This is a genomic window from Streptococcus suis, assembly GCF_002960625.1.
GTDB classification, from domain to species: Bacteria; Bacillota; Bacilli; order Lactobacillales; family Streptococcaceae; genus Streptococcus; species Streptococcus suis_T.
Genome location: NZ_POJH01000008.1, coordinates 1 through 539, shown reverse-complemented (window position 1 = coordinate 539; position 539 = coordinate 1). Strand labels below are relative to the sequence as shown.

Sequence of the window (539 nt, the reverse complement as noted above, 5' to 3'; positions counted from 1 at the left end):
TCTAGGGTTTGGATGGATTGAAGAAAAGGCTTGAGTGTACGAGTGTCAGTTGGATTCGGAAACAGTCCGTAAGCTAAGGCAAACTGGCTGTTTGTGCCAAGTTGGAGGTTGTAGCCCGGTTTGAGCTGACCATTCTTCATATGATCTTCTTTCATTCGCATGAATGTTGCATCGTGATCCGTTTTAGAATAGGAATTTCGCTCTTGTAGAATCTGTTTATCTCGTTCGTACTTCTGTTTCCGAACAAGAAAATCCTCTTTCAACTTTCTCTTGAGTTTCTTAATTCTTCTTCGTTTCTGTCTGTTGGCTGATCCACCTTTAATGACTTTAGGCTCTTGTGAGATAGCTTCTTCCACCTCATCCAATACTTGTTCTGTCTCATGTAGGAGTTGTTTGAGTCCCTCGCTAGTGAGGCATTCTTCCTTTGACAAGGCAGTATTCACCCCTTCTTGAACTAGCTTGTCATAAAGGGCAGAAATGTTTCCGTTCAAGGCATCTTCATAGCGTTCAACGGCCTTTTTCCACGTGAAAGAATACTT

The 539-nt window shown here is 42.3% G+C and carries 1 pseudogene; it reads right to left on the bottom strand.

What is annotated here, in order from left to right:
• Positions 1 to 539 (bottom strand): annotated as a pseudogene (locus C1G49_RS00030) (IS5/IS1182 family transposase); the annotation flags it as partial.